The following is an 18213-nucleotide window of genomic DNA, read 5'->3' as shown; positions in this document are numbered from 1 at the left end:
CCGACGTTGACGTGCGGCTTGGTCCGTTCGAATTTTTCCTTTGCCATTTTTTTCTTCCTTTAAAGAATAGCTTGGTTATATATGTTCAGCAGGAGGCAGAATCAAGATCCTGCCTCCGGTTTCGATTTATTTCGACTTGGCGGTGACGATGGCGTCCATCACGTGCTTCGGAGCTTCAGCGTAGTGCTTGAATTCCATCGTGTAGGTCGCACGGCCCTGGGTTGCCGAACGCAGCACGGTCGAGTAACCGAACATTTCCGACAGCGGGACTTCGGCCTTGATGATCTTGCCGCCGCCGCCCGGGATTTCGTCCATGCCCTGCACCATGCCGCGGCGGGACGACAGGTCGCCCATCACGGTACCGGCGTAGTCTTCCGGCGTCTCGACTTCCACGGCCATCATCGGCTCGAGGATGACGGGGCTGGCGCGCTTGCACGCTTCCTTGAACGCCATCGAACCGGCCATGCGGAACGCGTTTTCGTTCGAGTCCACGTCGTGGTACGAACCGAAGGTCAGGGTGACCTTGACGTCCACGACCGGGTAGCCGGCCATCACGCCGCTGGTCAGCGTTTCGCGCACACCCTTCTCGACTGCCGGGATGAATTCGCGCGGGATCACGCCGCCCTTGATGGCGTCGATGAACTCGAAGCCCTTGCCCGGTTCCTGCGGCTCGACCGACACGACAGCGTGGCCGTACTGGCCGCGGCCGCCCGACTGCTTGACGAACTTGCCTTCGACGTCGCTGACTGCCTTGCGGATGGTTTCGCGGTAGGCAACCTGCGGCTTGCCGACGGTCGCTTCCACGTTGAATTCACGCTTCATGCGGTCGACGATGATCTCCAGGTGCAGCTCGCCCATACCACCGATGATGGTCTGGCCCGATTCTTCATCGGTACGCACGCGGAACGACGGGTCTTCCTGTGCCAGGCGGTTCAGTGCCAGGCCCATTTTTTCCTGGTCGGCCTTGGTCTTCGGCTCGACGGCCTGCTGGATCACCGGCTCCGGGAACACCATCTTTTCCAGGATGATCGGTGCCGACGGGTCGCACAGGGTTTCACCGGTGGTCGCTTCCTTCAGGCCCACGGCCGCGGCGATGTCGCCTGCACGGACTTCCTTGATCTCTTCGCGCTGGTTCGCGTGCATCTGCAGAATACGGCCGACGCGTTCCTTCTTGCCCTTGATCGGGTTGAAGACGGTATCGCCCGAGTTGATGACGCCCGAGTACACGCGGAAGAAGATCAGCTGGCCGACGAACGGGTCGGTCATGATCTTGAATGCCAGCGCAGCGAATTTCTCGCTGTCGTCGGCCTTGCGGGTGACCGGCTGGTCGTCTTCGTCGGTACCAGCGACCGGCGGAATGTCGACCGGCGACGGCAGGTACTCGATGACCGCGTCCAGCATGGCCTGCACGCCCTTGTTCTTGAAGGCGGTGCCGCACATCATCGGGACGATTTCGCCGTTGATGGTGCGCGCGCGCAGTGCTTTCTTGATCTCTTCTTCGGACAGCTCGCCCTCTTCGAGATACTTGTTCATCAGGTCTTCGTTCGCTTCAGCAGCGGTCTCGACCAGCTTTTCGCGCCATTCGTTGGCTTGATCGACCAGTTCGGCCGGCACGTCGCGGTAGTCGAACTTCATGCCCTGCGATGCGTCGTCCCAGAAGATGGCTTTCATCTTGACCAGGTCGACCACGCCCTTGAAGTTGTCTTCGGCGCCGATGGGGATCTGCAGCGGGATCGGGTTGGCCTTCAGGCGAGCGCGCATCTGCTCGTACACCTTGAAGAAGTTCGCACCGGTACGGTCCATCTTGTTGACGAATGCCAGACGCGGGACTTTGTACTTGTTAGCCTGACGCCACACGGTTTCCGACTGCGGCTGCACGCCGCCGACTGCGCAGTAGACCATGCAGGCGCCGTCCAGGACGCGCATCGAACGCTCCACCTCGATGGTGAAGTCGACGTGGCCCGGGGTATCGATGATGTTGAAGCGGTGCGGTTCGAAGTTGTTCGCCATGCCCTTCCAGAAGCAGGTCGTTGCTGCGGAAGTAATGGTGATGCCGCGCTCTTGTTCCTGCTCCATCCAGTCCATGGTGGCGGCACCGTCGTGCACTTCACCGATCTTGTGGTTCACACCGGTGTAGAACAGGATGCGCTCGGTGGTGGTGGTCTTACCGGCGTCAATGTGAGCGGAGATACCGATGTTACGGTAGCGCTCAATAGGGGTAGTGCGTGCCATAAATTTTCCTAACTTTTGAATGGACAAAACCGAGCAGCATTCTGGTGATCAAAATGAGCTCGGCCTGAACAACAGGTACTGCTGGGACGGGGCCCCGCGCGGGAATCGTCCCGCGCCGGTTTGTCCTTCTTGTTTGCTTAGAAGCGGAAGTGCGAGAACGCCTTGTTCGCTTCAGCCATGCGGTGCACTTCGTCACGACGCTTCATCGCGCCGCCGCGGCCTTCCGCTGCTTCCATCAGTTCGCCACCCAGACGCTGCGGCATGGATTTCTCGCTACGCTTGTTTGCGGCTTCGCGCAACCAACGCATAGACAGAGCCATACGGCGGACCGGACGCACTTCAACAGGCACCTGGTAGTTGGCGCCGCCGACGCGGCGGGATTTCACCTCGACCATCGGCTTGGCATTGTTGATCGCGGCAACGAACACTTCCAGCGGGTCCTTGCCCGACTTGGTCTGGATGTATTCGAACGCACCGTAGATGATCTGTTCCGCGACCGACTTCTTGCCGGACAGCATCAGAACGTTGACGAACTTGGCGACATCGGTGTTGCCGAATTTCGGATCCGGCAGAATCTCGCGCTTGGGTACTTCACGACGACGTGGCATTTCAATTCCTTCCTGTCTTCAGTTGAGTGCTGGATCGCACTCGCGAAAGGCCCTCATGACCCTTCACTTACTCGGCCTTCCGGCCGGCTCAACTCAACAAATTTAATGGGCTAAAAGAGGCGAAGAATTACTTCTTGGCTGCTTTAGCGCGCTTGGCACCGTACTTCGAACGTGCCTGCTTACGGTCTTTCACGCCCTGGGTATCCAGTGCGCCGCGAACCATGTGGTAACGCACACCCGGCAAGTCCTTCACACGGCCGCCGCGGATCAGGACGACGCTGTGCTCTTGCAGGTTGTGGCCTTCACCGCCGATGTACGAAATGACTTCGAAACCGTTGGTCAGGCGAACTTTTGCCACTTTACGCAGTGCCGAGTTCGGCTTCTTCGGAGTGGTGGTGTAGACACGGGTGCAGACACCGCGCTTTTGCGGGCAGTTTTCCAGTGCCGGCGACTTGCTCTTCACAACCGCGGCTTCACGCGGCTTGCGAATCAGTTGATTGATGGTTGGCATCGTTCTTAATCCAACAAATTACTGCGTTAACGACCCGGACCTTCTTGCTGGTCCGGGGACTGAAACCTAGTCCCGTTCCCGCGCTACAGGCGACAACAGCCACTCGCCGATGGGAGCAGCTTTTGATGCGTATACGATGCGCAGAATAAAACGAGAACTCGCGAGTATAGACTCGAAGTGGCGCAAGGTCAACCGACTCGCAGACCTGTCACCTCGACAATGGCGGAAGAATGTGTAAACGCCAACGGAGTGTCGCGTTGACGATACATCCAGTCCAGGCTGGAATGCATCCGTTGTGGAGGGCGGCGTTTCTTTCGACAAACACTGGATAATAGCCGCCTCTGCTTTCAGCCCCGGCCTCCGCTCGTCTAGATGGTATTCCTGCTGCGCCCGCGCAACCTGTATGTCGCGCTCACCTATTTGCTGCTGTCGTGCACGCCCCTCGCCGGCGTCCTGTTCGGCGAGCCGCTCGCCCATCCGGGGACGGTCGCCGGCGTCGAACTGATGGCCTGGCTGGGCGTCTGGGCCGTGTTCAAGCGCCCCGCGTATTTCCACTGGCTGCTGCTGCCCGCCTTCCTGGCGCTGCCGGTCGAGCTCTATTTATATGTGTTCTACGGCCAGGGCATCTCGACCCACCACCTGGGCATCCTCGCCGAGACCAGCCCGTCCGAGGCGGCGGAATTCCTCGGCAGCAAGGTCTGGCTGCTGGGCGGCGTCGCCGTCGCCGTGCTCGCCTGGTTCGTCACCAGCGGGATCGCGGCCTGGCGCACGCGCGACCTGGACTGGGACGACGTCTCGCGCCACGTCGTGCTGGCCGCGCTGGCGCTGGCCGTCGGCGTGTTCGCCTACGGCCGGCACTTCGGCGTCGCGCCGACTCCGCCGAAGGCCGTCGCGCGCGGCGCCCAGCCGTCCGGCTCCGTGGTGAAGGTAGCCAATAAGGTAGCCAATAAGGTCCCCGAGGAAGACGAGGTAGAGGAAGCGGCGCCGCCGCCTGCCGCCGCTCCCCGCCGCGGCGCCCTGCCCCCGCTGGCGCACTGGGCGCAGCTGCCGTTCGACCTCGATGCCTTCGCCCATTCCTGGCCGTTCGGCATCGTGGCGCGCGGCGTCGACTTCTACAAGGAGCGCGTCTACCTCGCCGACCTGAACCGCAGCAGCGCCGCCTTCCGCTTCCACGCCCGCGCGGACGAGGGCAGCGCGCAGGCGCAGGTGGTCGTGATGGTCATCGGCGAATCCTCGCGCTACGACCGCTGGAGCCTGAACGGCTACGCGCGCGAGACCAATCCGCTGCTGTCGCAGCAGGCCAACCTGGTGCCGCTGGCCGACGTGATCACCTCGGTCTCGGCCACGCGCCTGTCCGTGCCCGTGATCATCTCGCGCAAGCCGGCCACGCAAAGCCTGAAGGATGGCTTTTCGGAAAAATCCTTCATCAGCGCCTTCAAGGAGGCCGGCTATAAAACCTTCTGGCTGTCGAACCAGATCTCGTTCGGCAAGTTCGACACGCCCGTCTCCGTGTTCGCCAAGGAAGCGGACGTGGTCGACTTCCTCAACCTGGGCGGCTTCACCGACAATTCGAACTACGACGAAGTGCTGTTCGAGCCGCTGGCGCACGCGCTGGCCGATCCGGCGCCGAGGAAGCTGCTCGTGCTGCACACGCTGGGCAGCCACTGGAACTACAGCCACCGCTACCCGAAGCAGTTCGACAAGTGGCAGCCTTCGCTGTTCGGCGTGGACAAGCCCGTGTTCACCGACATCGCCATCCGCGACAAGCTGAACAACAGCTACGACGGCTCGATCCTGTACACCGACTGGTTCCTCGACCGCGTGATCGAGACCCTGAAGGGCGTGCACCAGCCGGCCTCGATGCTGTATGTGGCCGACCATGGCCAGACGCTGTACGACGGCACCTGCAAGCTGGTATTCCACGGCCACAATACCCAGTACGAATTCCACGTCCCCGCGTTCGCCTGGTATTCGGACGAATACGCCGAGCACTACCCGGACAAGGTCGACCAGCTGCGCCGCCACCGCAAGGCGAAACTGGCGACCGAGAACATGTTCCACACCCTGCTCGACCTGGGCGGCGTGCGCTACCCGGGCGAACGCCTGTCCTGGAGCTTCGCCAACCCCGCCTTCCGCCGCCACAAGCGCTACGTCGACAGCTACGGCTGGACCGACTACGACAACGCCGTCATCAAGGGCGACTGCCACGAAGTCATCGCCAAGGGCAAGCCCCTCCCGCGCAGCTGATGCGCCCCATCAAACCGGGGTCAGAGCCGCGTTTTTGGAAATTGCCCAAAACCGGGCTCTGACCCCGGCTCTGACCCCGGTTTGCGATTTCGCATGTGAGTTCGCAAACAGACAACACACGTTGTCCGCGAAATGATGGCATCGACTCTTCCGATCGATCCTCTTTCCGAAAGCGACCACGATGAAACTCCATCTCGGCATGGCAGTCGTTTGCCTGGCGTTCGCCAGCGCCTGGGCCCAGCAAGGCGACGGTACGGACACCGGCGCCCAGATCCACATCTTCAAGCCCGACAAGGTCGAGCCCACGGCCGCGCGCATGGCCGGCATCCGGGCGCCCGCCGGCTTCACGGTGACGCCGTTCGCCACCGGCTTGAAGAATGCCCGCATCGTCGCGGTGGCGCCCAGCGGCGACGTCTACGTGAGCCGGCGCGACCAGGGCGACGTCGTCCTGCTGCGCGACGCGAACGGCGACGGCCGCGCCGACGACCCGCCGCAGATCGTGGCCGCCCGTGCCGGTGCGCACGGCCTGGCGATCAAGGACGGCAAGCTGTACCTGGTGACGGTGAAGGAGTTGTTCGTGGCCGACATCCGGCCGGACGGCCGCCTGGGCGAACTGCGGATGCTGGTGGGCGACCTGCCGGACGCCGGCCAGCACGCCAACCGCACCATCGCCTTCGGCCCCGACGGCATGCTGTACCTGAGCGCCGGCAGCACCTGCAATGCCTGCAACGAGGACAACCAGGAAAACGCGACCATGCTGCGCTTTTCCCCGGACTTCAAGAGCCGCACCATCGTCGCCACGGGCCTGCGCAACACCATCGGCTTCGACTGGCAGCCGCGCAGCGGGGAGCTGTGGGGATTCGACCACGGCATCGACTTCCTCGGCGACGACGAACAGCCCGAAGAGCTGAACCGGATCGAGGCCGGCAAGCGCTACGGCTGGCCGCACGTCACCGGCGCCGGCAGCATCTACCCGCAGAGCACCCCGGTCGGCGAGATCAAGAAGGAGGAATGGAAGGCGCTCAGCAAGCCGATGGTGCTCGGCTACACCGCGCACGCGGCGCCGATGCAGATGGTGTTCTACAAGGGCACGGGCTTCCCCGCCGAATACCAGGGCGATGCGTTCGTGACCATGCGCGGCTCCTGGAACCGCAAGAAGGCGGCCGGCTACGAGATCGTGCGCGTGCGCTTCCAGGACGGCCAGGCGAAGTCGATCGAACCCTTCGTCACCGGCTTCCTGACCGACGGCGGCCGCACCCACATCGCGCGCCCGGTCGGCCTGGCGATGGCGAAGGACGGATCGCTGCTGATGGCCGACGATGCCAACGGCGTCCTCTACCGCGTCGCCTACACGGGCACTGCGGCGCGCGCCGCGTCCGCCCTGCGGGCGCCGGCCGGCCCGATGCAGCAGCAGGCCAGCAAGGGCAGCGGCGTGCCGGTGGCGTTCACGCGGCCCCAGACCGCGTCCAGGGGCAAGCTCACGGTCGGCTCGGCCAGCTTCGCCAAGGGTAGCGCGATTCCCGCGAAGTACAGCGAATATGCGGACGGCGTGGCGCCGGCGCTGTCCTGGACCGCCGTGCCGGACGCGCAATCGTATGTCGTGATCATGGAAGACCCGGATGCGAAACCGGTGACGCCCGTCGTGCACTGGCTGGCCTGGAACATCCCCGCCAGGGTGACGAGCCTGCCCGAAGGCCTGCAGGAGCAGCCGCGCCTGACGGAGCCGGAAGGCGTACTGCAGGGCAGCACGACGCACGGCTCGACCGGCTGGTACGGCCCGCATCCGCCGGTCGGCGACGCCCCGCACCACTACCACTTCCAGGTGTATGCGCTGGACCGCATGCTCGACGTGCCCTGGGGCGCGGACCGCGACACGCTGCTCGCGGCGATGCAGGGACACGTGCTGGCCAAGGGAGAACTGGTCGGGACGTATGCGCAGAAGCAGAAGCCGTTGAAATAATCCACCACGTCGCCCCTGCGCAGGCAGGGGCCCGATTGGCACGCGCAGCCGGCACGCTTCGGACTTGGGCCCCTGCCTGCGCAGGGGCGACGGTCAAGACACCTCCCGCGCCAATACATCCGCGCCCGCCTCGCTCCCGCGCTGCCGCGCCAGCCACCCGGCCACCCGCTCCGCCTTGCGCTGCACGGCCGCGTCGAACCCCCGTTCGGCCAGCAGGGACACGCCATTGGTCCGCCCCAGCACGCCCGGCTCCAGCCGCAGCCCGCCGTCCGCTCCCTGCACGATGCGCCACGGCGCCAGCCGGTGCGCCAGCAAGGGGCCCAGCACCAGGTTGTGCGACGACACCACGACCAGCGCATCGCGCGCCAGCTCGTCGAGCACGGCGGCGGCGGCCGACACCGACTCCTCGTGGTTGGTGCCGCGGAAGATCTCGTCGACGAGGCACACGACGGCGCGCCCGCCCGTGGCCAGCGCCAGGAGTTCGCGCGCCCGCGCCAGTTCGGCGATGTACAGGCTGTGGCCGTTCAGCAGCGAATCCTCGTTCTGCATGCTGGCGACGACGGGCAGCGCCGGCAAGGCGGCCCGTTTCGCGTAGCAGAAGCCGAAGCCACGCGCCACGGCCAGGTTCAGGCCCAGCATGCGCAGGAACGTGCTCTTGCCGACGCCGTTCTGGCCCGACAGGAACACGCCCTTGCCGTCCAGCGCGATCGACAGCGCGGCGGCGGCGTCGAGCAGCGGATGCACGCCCGCCTCCAGCACCAGCGTGCGCGCGCCGCTGCGCTCCGTCCAGCACCAGTGCCTGCGGCCGTGCAGGTGGCGGGCCAGCGCGAGATCCGCCTCCAGTTCCGCGCACAGGTCGAAACAGCGGCGCAGGAAGCCGCGTTCGCGCGCGACCAGCGCCAGCGTCGCGAAATAATGGCGGATGTTCGACGCCACGAACCAGTCGCCGTATTCGCTCGCGCCCGGCACGACCGATGACAGGGGCGGACGCGCCAGCGCGCGGCTCAGGCGTCCGGCGGGCTGGCGCAGGCCATCGAAGTCCCCGGCCAGCGGCAGGCCGCTGCCGTCCAGCAGCGAGCAGGCGCGCAGCAGCATCTGCAGTGCATCGGTCGACTTCTTCCATTCGACGGCCCGGTCGCGCCAGCGCATCTGCATGGCCACCAGCAGGTACATCGCCACGCCCACGCCGATCCAGCCCAGCGGCGAGACGGCCAACGCCGCGGCGATCGACAGCACCAGCAGCAGCGTCAGGAGCGGAGCGCGAGCGACCAGCGCGGGCGGCGGCGGCGCGGGCGGCGCCTGCTCGTCGAACAGCAGCGCCGCCGTCTCGACCTCGGCGGAGCGCAGCGCGACGAGGCTGCGCCGCAGCGGCGCGATGCAGTCCGGTTCCTCCAGCAGGCGCTGCACGCGCGCCTTGCGGACGGCGGCATCCGGCGCGGACACGCCCGCGCGCAGGCGCCGGTACAACACCTGGCGGCCGAAGATGCTCACCTTGTCCGTCCCATCCTGCGACAAGGTCTCCAGGTAGCGCTCCAGCAGCAGGTCGCGCCAGGTCTGGTCGTCGAGATCGTCGGCCCGGTCATGCTTGCCCAGGCCGTGCAGCCGGGCGACGTCGCTCGGCGCGAACGGATAGTCGAGCGGCTCCGGCTCGGGGCGTTGCGCCAGGCAGGCAAACCAGGACTTCAGGGCGGACATGGGCGCTTTCGGGAGTGGATTGTGACCAGGAAATATGTCCGGTGTCCGAAATATCAATAGTGCAACCGTCCGTACTGTCCGCGGCCGGGTCCGCCGGACAGTGCGGACACGTCCGGAGCAGCGAAGGCTGCGGCCGACATCGTGTGGAATCAAGGACTTAGGATCTGGCACGCTTCCTGCAAAGAGGAACGTGTCCAAGACCGTCCGAGATTACACAGAGACCACCCATGATCCGCGATACCTCCCACCAGGATGCCGTCCTCGCCCCGCCGCCGGGCTTCAAGCTCAAGCGCCGCGCCATCTGGATCGGCGCCGCCATTGCCGTCGTCGCCCTGTTTGCCGGGATGCTGGCGACCTGGCGCAGCAGCGAAGCCTCGGTCAGCGCGGCGCGCCTGCGCATCGCCGAGGTCACGCGCGGCACGCTGGTGCGCGACGCGTCCGTCAACGGCCGCGTCGTCGCCGCCGTCAGCCCGACGCTGTACGCCAAGGCCCCGTCCACCGTCAACCTGAAGATCGCCGCCGGCGACACCGTCAAGAAGGGCCAGGTGCTGGCCGTGCTGGAGTCGCCCGACCTGTCCGACGCCCTCAAGCGCGAGCGCTCGACCTACGAGCAATTGAAGGCCGAGGTGGCGCGCCAGCACATCCTGGCCGACAAGCAGAAGCTCCTGGCGCGCAAGGACGCCGACACCGCCGAGATCGAGCGCCTGTCGGCCCAGCGCACGCTGGAGCGCTACGAGAGCGTCGCGCAGGTCGGCGTCATCGCCAAGATCGACTACCAGAAGGCCAAGGATGCGCTGCAGTCGGCCGAGATCCGCGCCAGGCACGCCGCCCAGGCCGCGGGCCTGGAAGGCCAGGACGTGCGGCTGGCCCTGCAGACCAAGACCAGCGAGCTGGAACGCGCCGCCCTGTCGCTGGGCGAGGCGCAGCGCCGCGTCGACGAACTGACGGTGCGCGCGCCCGTCGACGGCTTCATCGGCACGCTGAACGTGCAGGACCGCATGGTGGTCGCGGCCAACGCGCCCCTGATGACGCTGGTCGACCTGTCCAAGCTCGAAGTCGAGATCGAGGTGCCGGAAACCTATGTGAACGACCTGGGCATCGGCATGAACGCGGAAGTCACGCTGCCCTCCGGGACCGCCACCGGCAAGCTGTCCGCGCTGTCGCCGGAAGTCGTCAAGAACATGGTGCTGGCGCGCGTCCGATTCGACGGCGACCAGCCGAAAGGCCTGCGCCAGAGCCAGCGCGTGACGGCGCGCCTGCTCATCGAGGAAAAGCCGAACGTGCTGATGGTGGCGCGCGGCCCCTTCGTCGAGAGCGAGGGCGGGCGCTACGCCTACGTGGTGCGCGACGGCATCGCCACGCGCACCCCGGTCAAGCTGGGCGCCACCAGCATCTCGGCCGTCGAGATCCTGGGCGGCCTGAAACAGGGCGACCGCATCGTGGTCGCCGGCACCGATGCATTCGAGAACGCCCAGCGCATCTCGATCAACCAATAAACACAACGTCACTGAAAGGATTCCATCATGCTGCGCATGACCAACCTCTCCAAGGTGTACCGCACCCACATGATCGAGACGCACGCGCTGCGCGGCTTCGAGATCGACGTGCGCGAAGGCGAATTCGTCACCGTCACCGGCCCCTCCGGCTCCGGCAAGACCAGCTTCCTCAACATCGCCGGCCTGCTGGAGGAATTCACGGCGGGCGAGTACGTCCTCGACGGCGTCAACGTCAAGGGCCTGGACGATAATGCCCGCTCGCGCCTGCGCAACGAAAAGCTGGGCTTCATCTTCCAGGGCTTCAACCTGATCCCCGACCTGAACCTGTTCGACAACGTCGACGTCCCGCTGCGCTACCGCGGCTTCAACGCGAGCGAACGCAAGAAGCGCATCGAGGAAGCGCTGGCCAAGGTGGGCCTGGCCTCGCGCATGAAGCACTACCCGGCCGAANCTGCGCTACCGCGGCTTCAACGCGAGCGAACGCAAGAAGCGCATCGAGGAAGCGCTGGCCAAGGTGGGCCTGGCCTCGCGCATGAAGCACTACCCGGCCGAACTGTCCGGCGGCCAGCAGCAGCGCGTGGCGATCGCGCGCGCGCTGGCCGGCTCGCCCAAGCTGCTGCTGGCCGACGAACCGACCGGCAACCTGGACACCCAGATGGCGCGCGGCGTGATGGAACTGCTGGAAGAGATCAACGCGGCCGGCACCACGATCCTGATGGTCACCCACGACCCGGAACTGGCCGTGCGCACGAGCCGCAACGTGCACATCGTCGACGGCCAGGTCTCGGACCTGGTGCGCAAGGGGCCGACGCTGGTCGACGCCGGCGCCGCCGTCACCGCGTAAGGAGAAGCCATGTTCGCTTATTACCTGAAGCTGGGCGTGCGCAGCCTGCGCCGCAATCCCGCGCTGACCGTCCTGATGGTGCTGACGCTGGCCGTGGGCGTGGCGGCCAGCATGTCCACGCTGACCATCCTGCACATGATGTCGAGCGATCCGATTCCGCAGAAGAGCGAGCGGCTGTTCGTGCCCATCATCGATAACGGTCCGCTCCAGGGCTACCAGCCGGAAGAAAAGTACGACAATCAGCAGATCAGCTACCAGGATGCAATGAACTTCCTGAAGAGCGGCCAGGGCGTACGCCGCACCGCGCTGTACGCCGTCGCGGCACCGGTCCAGCCGGCGCGCAACGACATGCAGCCGTTCTTTGCCGCCGGCCTCGCGCCCACGCGCGACTTCTTCGCCATGTTCGACGTGCCTTTCTTGCGCGGCCAGGCCTGGAGCGAAGCGGACGAGGCGCGCGGTGCCGACGTCGTCGTCCTTGGCCGCAAACTGGCGGAAAAGCTGTACGGCGAAGCCGATCCCGTCGGCCAGCGGCTCACGATGATGGGCACGCCCTATACCGTGGTCGGCGTCGTCGACCACTGGATGCCGCTGCCGCGCTTCTACCAGCTCGCAGGCGGGCCGCGCTTCGGCAACCGCGAGGAATTCTTCGTCCCGCTGGCGACCGCCATCCGCCACGAGGCGGGCATCAATGGCGGCGTCAGCTGCCAGTCGTCTTATGCGCCCGGGTATGCCAATTTCCTGGCATCCGAATGCACGTGGATCACAGCCTGGTTCGAGACGGCATCGAAAGGCGACCGGCGCGACCTGCAGTCCTGGCTGGACAATTACGCCGACGAGCAGCGCAAGCTGGGGCGCCTGAAGCGCCATGCGCCGAACATGCTGTACGACGTGGGCGAATGGCTCGAGTACGGCGAGGTCGTATCCAAGGACAGCAAGCTGCAAGTCTGGCTCGCATTCGGCTTCCTGCTGCTGTGCCTCGTCAACACCGTGGGCCTGCTGCTCGCCAAGTTCTCGGTACGCGCATCGGAAATCGGCGTGCGCCGCGCGCTGGGTGCGTCGCGCCCGGAGATCTTCCGCCAGTTCCTGATCGAGACCGGCGTGGTCGGCATGGCGGGCGGCGTGCTCGGCCTGCTGCTGGCCTTCGCCGCCCTGGCCCTGATCCGCCTGGCCAACAAGGAAATGGCGAGCGTCGCCACCATGGACATCGAGATGCTGGCGCTGACCTTCCTGCTGTCCGTCGGCGCCGCGGTCCTGGCGGGCCTGCTGCCGACTTGGCGGGCCTGCCAGGTCACGCCCGCCATCCAGCTCAAATCGCAGTAAGGAGAACGCACATGGAAATCCGCCCCATCCTGACCGCGCTGCTGCGCAACAAGACCGGCCCGGTGCTCGTGGCCCTGCAGGTCGCCATCAGCCTGGCCATCCTCGCCAATACCGCCCATATCGTCGAGGAGCGGCGCAACATCGTCAGTCGTCCCTCCGGCCTGTCCGACGAGGCATCGACGTTCTATCTCACCGTGCGCCCCGTCGGCCAGGAAACGCCGGAGAAGCAGCTTGCCGACATCAAGCACGAGGCCGACCTGCTGCGTGCCATCGGCGGCGTCGCCGCGGTCGCCCAGGTCAGCCAGATGCCGATGTCCCGCAGCGGCTGGATCACCACCGTGGCGCTCGCGCCCGGGCAGGACAAGTCGAGTGCGGAAGCTTCCGTCTACCAGTCGGGAGATTCGCTGATCGGCACCTTCGGTCTCCACCTGGTCGAAGGTCGCGACTTCCTGCCCCAGGACATCGCCGACGTCAACGACGGCGCCGAGGACGTGACGCCGCAGGCCGTCATCATCAGCAAGGACCTGGCCGGGAAGCTTTGGCCCGGCGAGGCTGCGGTCGGCAAGACGGTGTATGTAGGCAGCAATCCGGGCGCCGGCAGCCGCGTGGTCGGGGTCGTCGAGCGCCTGGTCAGCGCCCATGCGGAAACGACCGGGCGAGGCCTGCAGACGCTCGTCATCCCGCATCGCCAATACGGCAGCGGCAGCGTGCTGTTCGCGGTCCGCACCGAACCGGGCCAGCGCGACCGCGTGATGAAGGAGGCGGAAGCCGCGCTGCGCAAGTCCTCGTCCTTGCCCCTGATCATGGACCAGGTCACCGTCGAGGGCGACCGCCAGCGCCGCTACCGCAACGACGTCGCCCTGCAATGGACGCTGGTGGCGGTGAGCGCCCTGCTCCTCTTGATCACGGCCTCGGGCATCGTCGGCATGGCCAGCCTGTGGGTGACGCAACGGAGAAAGCAGATCGGCGTGCGCCGCGCCCTGGGCGCGCGCCGCATCGACATCCTGCGCTACTTCATCACGGAGAATTTCATGATCACGAGCGCCGGCGTGTTCGGCGGCGTGGCGCTGGGCCTCGCGCTGAACCAGCTCCTCGTCAGCAAGCTGGAACTGGCGCGCCTGCCGGCCGGCTACCTGGTCGGCGGGGCCGTGATCTTCTGGCTGCTGGGCGTGTTCGCCGCCTACGGTCCGGCGTGGCGCGCGGCCAGCATCTCGCCGGCGACGGCCACCCGCAGCGTCTGACGGGCGCCCGACAATGCTATGCTGGCGGACATGCCTACCGTACTGATCATCGATGACAACGCCGCCGTCGGCATCGCGCTCGACGTGCTGTTTTCGCTGCACGACATCGCGTCGCTATGCGCCGCCTCGCCCGAGGAGGGTCTGGCCATCCTCGCGCGCGAGCCGGTCGACCTGGTCATCCAGGACATGAACTTCACGGCCGACACCACGTCCGGCGCGGAAGGCACGGCGCTGTTCCGCGAGATCCGCAAGCGCCATCCGGACCTGCCCGTGATCCTGCTGACGGCCTGGACCCACCTGGACGCGGCCGTCGACCTGGTCAAGGCCGGCGCCGCGGACTACCTGTCCAAGCCCTGGAACGACGACCGCCTGCTGGCGACGGTTACCAACCTGATCGAGCTGGGCCAGGCCAACCGCGCGCTGGGCACGCGCCTGCAGCGGGAACGGCAGGCGCGGCGCGAGCTGGAGCAGCACTACGACCTGCGCGGCCTGGTCTGGGCCGACCCGGCCATGGAGCGCGTGCTGAGCCTCGCGTGCCAGGTGGCGCGCGCCGACGTGCCGGTCCTGATCACGGGCCCGAACGGCACCGGCAAGGAGCGCATCGCCGAGATCATCCAGGCCAATTCGCAGGTCGCCGGCGGCCCCTTCGTCGTGCTCAACTGCGGCGCCCTGCCCTCGGAATTGATCGAGGCCGAGTTGTTCGGCGCCGACGCCGGCGCCTACACGGGCGCCTCGAAGGCGCGCGAAGGCAAGTTCGAGGCGGCCGACGGCGGCACGCTGTTCCTCGACGAGATCGGCAACCTGCCGCTGGCCGGGCAAATGAAACTGCTGCGCGTGCTGGAGACGGGACGCTTCGAGCGCCTCGGCTCGAACCGCGAGCGCCAGGTCAAAGTACGCGTGATCAGCGCCACCAATGCCGACCTCTCCGCCATGATCCGCGCCGGCACCTTCCGCGAAGACCTGTTCTACCGCCTCAACGTGATCGAACTGAAGCTGCCGGCGCTGGCGGCCCGTCCCGGCGACATCCTGCCGCTGGCGCAGTCCTTCCTGGCCGGCGGCAAGCGCCTGCATCCGAGCGCCGAGGGCGCGCTGCTGGCCCATGCCTGGCCCGGCAACGTGCGCGAACTGAAGAACGTGATGGCGCGCGCCAGCCTGCTGGCGCGGGAGGACGTCGTCATGCCGGCCGACCTGGGCCTGCCGGAAGGTGTCACGACCTCCTCCATCGCCGGTGCCGCGGCGGATGCGGAGCCGGACCGCGACGCCATCGTGCGGGCGCTGGCGCGCGCGGGCGGCGTCATCGCCCAGGCGGCGGCCGAACTGGGGCTGTCGCGCCAGGCGCTGTACCGGCGCATGGAACGCCTCGGCATCGAACGCGCGGCATGAAGGAGAGCGTGAAGGAAAGCAGCGCGCGGCCGCGCCGGACGCTGCGCTTTTCCCTCGTCACGCGCTGGTCGGCGCTGGTCGGCACCCTGCTGGCCGTCGGCATCCTCGTCGCTCTCGGCCTGGACCGCCTGATGCCCGGCCGGCCGCTGGCGGTGCTGGGCATCTGCCTGCTGTGCGTGGTGCCCATCGCCGTGATCACGATCCGTGCGCAGATCCAGCCCATCCTGTCGCTGTTCCGCGCGCTGGAAGGCACGGTGACGAGCTACCGCGACGGCGACTTTTCCTTCAGCCTGCACTGGGCGCAGAACGACGAACTGGCCGACCTGGTGCAGGCCCACAACGCGCTGGGCGACGTGCTGCGCGAACAGCGCCTGGGGCTCGTGCAGCGCGAACTGCTGCTCGACACCATGGTGCAGAACACGCCGGTGGCGATGCTGCTGGTGGCCGACGCGGCGCATACGCGCGACCCGCAGGCGCACACCATCGTGTATGCGAACCTGGCCGCGCGCCAGCTGCTGTTCGGCGGCCGCAAGCTCGAGGGCCATGCGCTGGACGCGGTCCTGGCGCAGTCCGTGCCGGCGCTCGTCGAGGCGCTGGCCCGCGGCGGCGACGGGCTGTTCACGGCGGGCGACGGCGAAGACGAGGAGGTCTACCACCTGGCGCGCCGCCAGTTCACCCTGAACGGCCGGCGCCACGAACTGCTGCTGCTGCGCCAGTTGACGGCCGAGCTGCGGCGCCAGGAGGTGCAGACCTGGAAGAAGGTGATCCGCGTGATCAGCCACGAATTGAACAACTCCCTCGCCCCGCTCGCCTCGCTGGCCCATTCGGGGGCGGAGCTCGTGCGGCGCGGCCAGACCGAGCGCCTGCCGCAGATCCTGCAGACCATCGGCGAGCGCACGCGCCACCTGGAAAGCTTCATCCTCGGCTACGCGCGCTTCGCCAAGCTGCCCGCGCCGCGCCTCGAAACCGTACCCTGGCCCGACTTCACGGCGCGGCTGGCCGCGCAGGTCGCCTTCACCCTCGTGGGCAGCCTGCCCGAGGAGCCGGCCCGCATCGACGTCGCCCAGATGGAGCAGGCGCTGCTCAACCTGCTCAAGAACGCCCACGAATCCGGCTCGCGTCCGGACGACGTGGCCCTGCAGGTGCGGCGCGTGCAGGACTTGCTGCGCATCGACGTGATGGACCGCGGCAGCGGCATGAACGACGCCGTGCTGACCAATGCCCTGGTCCCCTTCTACTCCACCAAGCGCAGCGGCACCGGCCTGGGCCTGGCACTGGCGCGCGAGATCGCCGAAGCCCACGGCGGGCGCATCACGCTGTCCAACCGCGAGGGCGGCGGCCTGGCCGTCACGCTGATCCTGCCCGCCTGACCCCGCACGACAACAACGTCGTCCCTGCGCAGGCAGGGACCCAATGTTGTCGGCGCCAGGTCGGCCCTCGCAGAATTGGGCCCCTGCCTGCGCAGGGGCGACGGTATGTTTGGTAAGATCGCTTGATGTCTACCCCTGCAGATCCCCGCTTTTCCCGCCCCGGCCACCCGCCCGCCACCATCACCGAATTCGAGGGCGTGCGCTCGCTGCACCTGGGCACCTCGTGGGAACAGGGGGCGATGCGCCTCGCGCGCCCGGATGCGATCGAGCTCGAATACGTGCAGATGATGATGTCCTGGATGCTGTTCAAGGACGATCCGCGCCGCATCGTCCAGCTGGGGCTGGGCAGCGCCGCGCTGACCAAGTTCTGCTACCAGCGTTTTCCGCAGGCGCAGGTGGCGGCCGCGGAACTGAATCCGAACGTGATCGCGATCTGCCACGAATACTTCGGCCTGCCGCCCAACGACGCGCGCCTGGACGTGCGCGAGATGGATGCGCTGGACTTCGTGCTGGACCCGGCCAACCACGGCACCGTCGACGCGCTGCAGGTCGATTTGTACGATGAACAGGCGCGCGGCCCCGTGCTCGACACGCCCGAGTTCTACCAGGCCTGCGCCGACTGCCTGGCGCCGGGCGGCATCATGACGGCCAATGTGTTCGGCGACTTCTCCAGCTACGACAAGAACTTCCTGGCGATGGAAGGCGCGTTCGACGCCGTCGTCTGGCTGCCCGAGGTCCACGACGCCAACATCGTCGTCATCGCCTTCAAGGAAGCGCCGCAGATCGACTTCTCCCTGCTGTACGAGCGCGCCGGCGAGATCAAGCGGCGCTACAATCTGCCGGCCAAGAGCTGGGTGAACGGGCTCAAGGAATGGATGCGCGACCACGCCGGCTGACGCCATGCCGGCCCGGCGCGCCGTTTGCACGATCTTCATACCGAGGAGGCAGCATGTCCGAACTGAACAAGACCACCCTGGAGCAGGCGAATGCCGCGGTCCGCGCCGGCGACAACGAAGGCTTCCTGTCGTTCTGCACGGATGACATCGTCTGGTCCACCGTCGGCGGCGAGACGCTGCACGGCAAGGGGGCGGTGCGCGACTGGATGACGAAGGAATACGTCTCTCCGCCCGCATTCACGGTCGACCGCCTGGTCGCGGAAGGCGACTTCGTCGTGGCGCTCGGCGACATCGCGAGCAAGGATGCCGGCGGCCGGGAGGTGAAACATGCCTACAGCGACGTCTGGCGCTTCAGGGACGGCAAGATGGCCGAGCTGCGCGCCTTCGTCATCCCCACGGGAACCTGAGTT

14 protein-coding genes and 1 pseudogene are annotated in these 18213 nt (G+C 66.7%); 11 read left to right on the top strand and 4 right to left on the bottom strand.

The features are described from left to right. Window positions 1-126: 126 nt before the first annotated feature. From fusA to rpsL, 3 genes are all read right to left on the bottom strand, one after another. Window positions 127-2232 carry an elongation factor G gene (fusA, locus tag QPK32_RS25310; protein WP_290415559.1) on the bottom strand — a complete coding sequence of 702 codons (2106 nt, stop codon included), beginning with the start codon at window positions 2230-2232 and terminating at the stop codon, window positions 127-129. Window positions 2233-2369: 137 nt separating this feature from the next. Then, on the bottom strand, window positions 2370-2840 hold the full coding sequence (gene rpsG / locus QPK32_RS25305) for a 30S ribosomal protein S7 (RefSeq protein ID WP_290415558.1): 471 nt from the start codon (window positions 2838-2840) through the stop codon (window positions 2370-2372). Window positions 2841-2967: 127 nt separating this feature from the next. Next, window positions 2968-3351 carry a 30S ribosomal protein S12 gene (rpsL, locus tag QPK32_RS25300; RefSeq protein ID WP_036240557.1) on the bottom strand — a complete coding sequence of 128 codons (384 nt, stop codon included), beginning with the start codon at window positions 3349-3351 and terminating at the stop codon, window positions 2968-2970. 372 nt (window positions 3352-3723) lie between these two features. Here rpsL and QPK32_RS25295 point away from each other — a divergent pair, with 372 nt between their 5' ends. Continuing rightward, complete coding sequence (locus QPK32_RS25295) at window positions 3724-5598, top strand: phosphoethanolamine transferase (protein WP_290415557.1); 1875 nt, start codon at window positions 3724-3726, stop codon at window positions 5596-5598. A gap of 181 nt (window positions 5599-5779) precedes the next feature. Continuing rightward, window positions 5780-7558, top strand: a complete 1779-nt coding sequence (locus QPK32_RS25290) for a YbhB/YbcL family Raf kinase inhibitor-like protein (RefSeq protein WP_290415556.1) — start codon at window positions 5780-5782, stop codon at window positions 7556-7558. Window positions 7559-7651: 93 nt separating this feature from the next. Here the strand turns inward: QPK32_RS25290 and QPK32_RS25285 are convergent, their stop codons facing one another. Beyond that, the gene (locus QPK32_RS25285; protein ID WP_290415555.1) at window positions 7652-9253 is read right to left on the bottom strand and encodes a hypothetical protein; all 1602 of its coding nucleotides are present in this window, start codon (window positions 9251-9253) and stop codon (window positions 7652-7654) included. Between the two features lie 227 nt (window positions 9254-9480). Here QPK32_RS25285 and QPK32_RS25280 point away from each other — a divergent pair, with 227 nt between their 5' ends. The 9 genes and pseudogenes from QPK32_RS25280 to QPK32_RS25240 all read left to right on the top strand — a co-directional run bounded on the left by QPK32_RS25280 (window position 9481) and on the right by QPK32_RS25240 (window position 18210). Then, window positions 9481-10749, top strand: coding sequence for an efflux RND transporter periplasmic adaptor subunit (locus tag QPK32_RS25280; RefSeq protein WP_290415554.1), 1269 nt, complete (start codon window positions 9481-9483; stop codon window positions 10747-10749). 27 nt (window positions 10750-10776) lie between these two features. Beyond that, window positions 10777-11172 (top strand): annotated as a pseudogene (locus QPK32_RS25275) (ABC transporter ATP-binding protein); the annotation flags it as partial. Between the two features lie 109 nt (window positions 11173-11281). Further along, the gene (locus QPK32_RS25270; RefSeq protein WP_290415553.1) at window positions 11282-11593 is read left to right on the top strand and encodes an ATP-binding cassette domain-containing protein; all 312 of its coding nucleotides are present in this window, start codon (window positions 11282-11284) and stop codon (window positions 11591-11593) included. A 9-nt stretch (window positions 11594-11602) separates the two neighbouring features. Further along, complete coding sequence (locus QPK32_RS25265; RefSeq protein ID WP_290415552.1) at window positions 11603-12913, top strand: ABC transporter permease; 1311 nt, start codon at window positions 11603-11605, stop codon at window positions 12911-12913. 11 nt (window positions 12914-12924) lie between these two features. Next, complete coding sequence (locus tag QPK32_RS25260) at window positions 12925-14154, top strand: ABC transporter permease (RefSeq protein ID WP_290415551.1); 1230 nt, start codon at window positions 12925-12927, stop codon at window positions 14152-14154. A gap of 30 nt (window positions 14155-14184) precedes the next feature. Next, on the top strand, window positions 14185-15537 hold the full coding sequence (locus QPK32_RS25255; protein ID WP_290415550.1) for a sigma-54 dependent transcriptional regulator: 1353 nt from the start codon (window positions 14185-14187) through the stop codon (window positions 15535-15537). Further along, complete coding sequence (locus tag QPK32_RS25250) at window positions 15534-16907, top strand: PAS domain-containing sensor histidine kinase (protein WP_290415549.1); 1374 nt, start codon at window positions 15534-15536, stop codon at window positions 16905-16907. The genes QPK32_RS25255 and QPK32_RS25250 overlap by 4 nt, the downstream gene beginning before the upstream one ends. Window positions 16908-17032: 125 nt before the next feature. Beyond that, a complete protein-coding gene (locus QPK32_RS25245; RefSeq protein WP_290415548.1) occupies window positions 17033-17803 on the top strand; it encodes a spermidine synthase in 771 nt (256 codons plus the stop codon). A gap of 53 nt (window positions 17804-17856) precedes the next feature. Further along, entirely contained in the window at window positions 17857-18210 is a 354-nt protein-coding gene (locus QPK32_RS25240) for a nuclear transport factor 2 family protein (RefSeq protein WP_290415547.1), read from the top strand. The last annotated feature ends 3 nt before the right edge of the window (window positions 18211-18213 follow it).

Source organism: Massilia sp. YIM B02763 (assembly GCF_030412015.1).
Taxonomy (GTDB): Bacteria; Pseudomonadota; Gammaproteobacteria; order Burkholderiales; family Burkholderiaceae_D; genus Telluria.
Note: the sequence above shows the minus strand (reverse complement) of the source record. Positions and strands in the feature narration are given on the sequence as shown.

Bases quoted from the DNA above. Each gene is read 5' to 3' on its own strand.
- QPK32_RS25240 (WP_290415547.1), top strand. From the start codon at position 17,857: ATGTCCGAACTGAACAAGACCACCCTGGAGCAGGCGAATGCCGCGGTC.
- rpsL (WP_036240557.1), bottom strand. From the start codon at position 3,351: ATGCCAACCATCAATCAACTGATTCGCAAGCCGCGTGAAGCCGCGGTT.
- rpsG (WP_290415558.1), bottom strand. From the start codon at position 2,840: ATGCCACGTCGTCGTGAAGTACCCAAGCGCGAGATTCTGCCGGATCCG.
- fusA (WP_290415559.1), bottom strand. From the start codon at position 2,232: ATGGCACGCACTACCCCTATTGAGCGCTACCGTAACATCGGTATCTCC.
- QPK32_RS25270 (WP_290415553.1), top strand. From the start codon at position 11,282: ATGAAGCACTACCCGGCCGAACTGTCCGGCGGCCAGCAGCAGCGCGTG.
- QPK32_RS25260 (WP_290415551.1), top strand. From the start codon at position 12,925: ATGGAAATCCGCCCCATCCTGACCGCGCTGCTGCGCAACAAGACCGGC.
- QPK32_RS25290 (WP_290415556.1), top strand. From the start codon at position 5,780: ATGAAACTCCATCTCGGCATGGCAGTCGTTTGCCTGGCGTTCGCCAGC.
- QPK32_RS25245 (WP_290415548.1), top strand. From the start codon at position 17,033: ATGTCTACCCCTGCAGATCCCCGCTTTTCCCGCCCCGGCCACCCGCCC.
- QPK32_RS25295 (WP_290415557.1), top strand. From the start codon at position 3,724: ATGGTATTCCTGCTGCGCCCGCGCAACCTGTATGTCGCGCTCACCTAT.
- QPK32_RS25280 (WP_290415554.1), top strand. From the start codon at position 9,481: ATGATCCGCGATACCTCCCACCAGGATGCCGTCCTCGCCCCGCCGCCG.
- QPK32_RS25265 (WP_290415552.1), top strand. From the start codon at position 11,603: ATGTTCGCTTATTACCTGAAGCTGGGCGTGCGCAGCCTGCGCCGCAAT.
- QPK32_RS25285 (WP_290415555.1), bottom strand. From the start codon at position 9,253: ATGTCCGCCCTGAAGTCCTGGTTTGCCTGCCTGGCGCAACGCCCCGAG.
- QPK32_RS25250 (WP_290415549.1), top strand. From the start codon at position 15,534: ATGAAGGAGAGCGTGAAGGAAAGCAGCGCGCGGCCGCGCCGGACGCTG.
- QPK32_RS25255 (WP_290415550.1), top strand. From the start codon at position 14,185: ATGCCTACCGTACTGATCATCGATGACAACGCCGCCGTCGGCATCGCG.